Annotated in this window: 2 protein-coding genes and 1 pseudogene; all 3 read left to right on the forward strand. The window is 36.0% G+C overall.

What is annotated here, in order from left to right:
• The first annotated feature begins 27 nt into the window (after positions 1–27).
• Positions 28–330 carry a PTS sugar transporter subunit IIB gene (locus tag ACQRDX_RS09115; protein WP_009853318.1) on the forward strand — a complete coding sequence of 101 codons (303 nt, stop codon included), beginning with the start codon at positions 28–30 and terminating at the stop codon, positions 328–330.
• Between the two features lie 35 nt (positions 331–365).
• Positions 366–1,766, forward strand: coding sequence for a PTS galactitol transporter subunit IIC (locus ACQRDX_RS09120; protein ID WP_020916062.1), 1,401 nt, complete (start codon positions 366–368; stop codon positions 1,764–1,766).
• Between the two features lie 109 nt (positions 1,767–1,875).
• Positions 1,876–2,770: pseudogene (locus tag ACQRDX_RS09125) on the forward strand (aldose 1-epimerase family protein); the annotation flags it as partial.

The following is a 2,770-nucleotide window of genomic DNA, read 5'->3' on the forward strand; positions in this document are numbered from 1 at the left end:
AAAATAATTTTTAAGGAGGAATTTCTCATGATTAAAATTTTAGCAGCGTGTGGAGCTGGGGTTAACTCAAGTCACCAAATTAAAAACGCTCTAGAAACAGAATTGACTAAACGTGGTTATCAAGTATCGTGTGATGCTGTTATGATTAAAGATATCAATGAAGAATTGTTATCGCATTATGACATCTTTGCACAAATTTCTAAGACTGATTTAGGCTTTGATGTTAAGATTCCAGTTGTCGATGCTGGTGCTATTCTTTATCGTATCCCAGCAATGGCAGAACCTGTTTATAAGAAAATGGAAGACGTTATTAATAGCTTAAACAAATAAATTAAAGCGCTTTCGAAAGAAAGGGAAGAAATGAAATGAATGTAATTATCGACTTTGCAAATACGATTTTCCAACCAATTATTGGCCTTGGTGCCGCTCCGTTAATGACAATCATCTTGACTGTCATTGCCCTCTTTTTTAAAGTGAAATTCACTAAAGCATTAGAAGGTGGTATTAAACTAGGAATTGCCTTAACGGGTATTAGCGCAATTATCAATATCTTGTCAACGGCATTTTCGGGTGCTATGGCTGATTTTGTTGCCAGAACTGGTTTGGAATTAAATATCACTGACGTTGGTTGGGCACCGTTGGCAACTATCACTTGGGGCTCACCTTATACCCTATATTTTTTGATGGTAATGGTCATTGTAAATATCATTATGTTGGTATTGAATAAAACCAATACGCTTGATGTTGATATTTTCGATATTTGGCATTTATCAATTGTTGGCTTGTTTGCTATTTATAGTGGAGCAAACCTCATGATTGCAACGATTTTGGTTATTTTTATCGGTATTTTAAAAATTATCAATTCAGACCTTATGAAACCTACTTTTAATGATTTATTGGGTACTGGTGATGAAAATCCGATGACAACAACTCACATGAACTACATGATGAATCCAATTATTATGGTATTCGATAAAATTTTTGACAAGCTTTTCCCTTGGCTTGATAAATATGACTTCGATGCTGCTAAATTAAATGCTAAAATTGGTTTCTGGGGTTCAAAATTTGCAATTGGTATTTATTTAGGAATCTTTGTTGGTTTATTAGCAGGTCAAACACCAACTGAAATTGCTTCTTTAGCTTTTACAGCAGCTGTCTGCTTGGAATTGTTCTCATTGATTGGGTCATGGTTTATCGCTTCTGTTGAACCACTTTCTCAAGGTATTACTGACTTTGCTTCTTCAAAATTACAAGGACGCACATTAAATATTGGTTTGGACTGGCCATTCATTGCAGGTCGTGCAGAAGTATGGGCTGCCGCTAATATTTTAGCTCCAATTATGTTGTTAGAAGCAATTGTTTTACCAGGAAATAAATTATTACCGCTCGCAGGTATTATTGCGATGGGGGTTACTCCAGCTTTGCTAGTTGTAACACGTGGTAAATTAATCCGCATGATTGTCATTGGTGCTATTGAATTACCGCTATTCTTGTGGTCAGGAACGTTGATTGCACCATTTATCACAGAAACTGCTAAAAAAGTGGGTGCCTTTCCAAGTGGTTTAGATGCTTCGACCATGATTTCTCATACAACAATGGAAGGACCAATTGAAAAATTCTTGGCATTCTTTGTTGGTAAAGCTTCAACTGGTGATTTGACTTACGTTCTTTATGCAGCTATTGCTTTAGTTGTTTACACGTTGCTCTTCTTCTGGTATAAAGGAGAAATGAAAAAACGTAATCAAGCTTATCAAGAAGCCAAATAGTAATACATCTAATCTAACTCACTAAAACTTCTTTTATTATTTTGTTTTTACGCGTGATGAGAATGGCAGTTATGAGGCTGTTCATTCTCATTTTATTTAGGAGAAAGTAATGGTTATTGAATTAAAAAATGATTTCTTAACAGTTCAATTTAAGGAATTTGGTGGCGCTTTGTCATCCATAAAAGATAAAGACGGCGTCGAATATTTGTGGTAAGGAAATCCAGAGTATTGGAGTTCACAAGCACCAGTATTATTTCCGATTTGTGGGAGCTTACGTGATGATGAAGCTATTTATCGTCCTAGTAGCCGTCCCCATTTTACAGGTGTGATACCGCGACATGGTTTGGTGCGTAAGAAGACTTTTACTTATGAACCATTATCTGAAAATAGCCTTGTTTTTTCAATCACCCCTGATGCGGAAATGTTGGCAAATTATCCTTATGATTTTGAGTTGAAAATCATTTACACTTTGATTGGAAAGACGATTAAAACAAGTTACCAAGTGACAAATCGCGAGACGGAAAAGGTCATGCCTTACTTTATTGGTGGGCACCCTGGGTTTAATTGCCCATTGCTTGCTGATGAGTGTTATGAAGATTATTATCTCGAATTTGAAAAAGAGGAAACTTGTACTGTTCCAGAATCTTTTCCAGAAACAGGGCTTCTTGATGTGAATAAGCGTACGCCATTTTTAGAAAAGCAAAATATTCTAAATTTGGATTATGCTTTGTTTGCCAAAGATGCCATTACTTTGGATAAATTAGCTTCACGCAGCGTTTCTTTGAAATCTCATAAACACGATAAAGGATTGCGTTTGGATTTTGAAGATTTTCCAAATTTGATTTTATGGTCAACCGTCAATAAGAGCCCTTTTATTGCTCTAGAGCCGTGGAGCGGCTTGTCAACGTCGCTTGATGAAAGTGATATTTTAGAAGATAAACGTCAAGTAACCTTTGTAGCGAGCGGCGAAATGAGTGAGAAAACCTTTGGAATTACAATTTTTT

Origin of the sequence: Streptococcus sp. SGI.013 (assembly GCF_050315295.1) — a bacterium.
Classification (GTDB): domain Bacteria; phylum Bacillota; class Bacilli; order Lactobacillales; family Streptococcaceae; genus Streptococcus; species Streptococcus porcorum.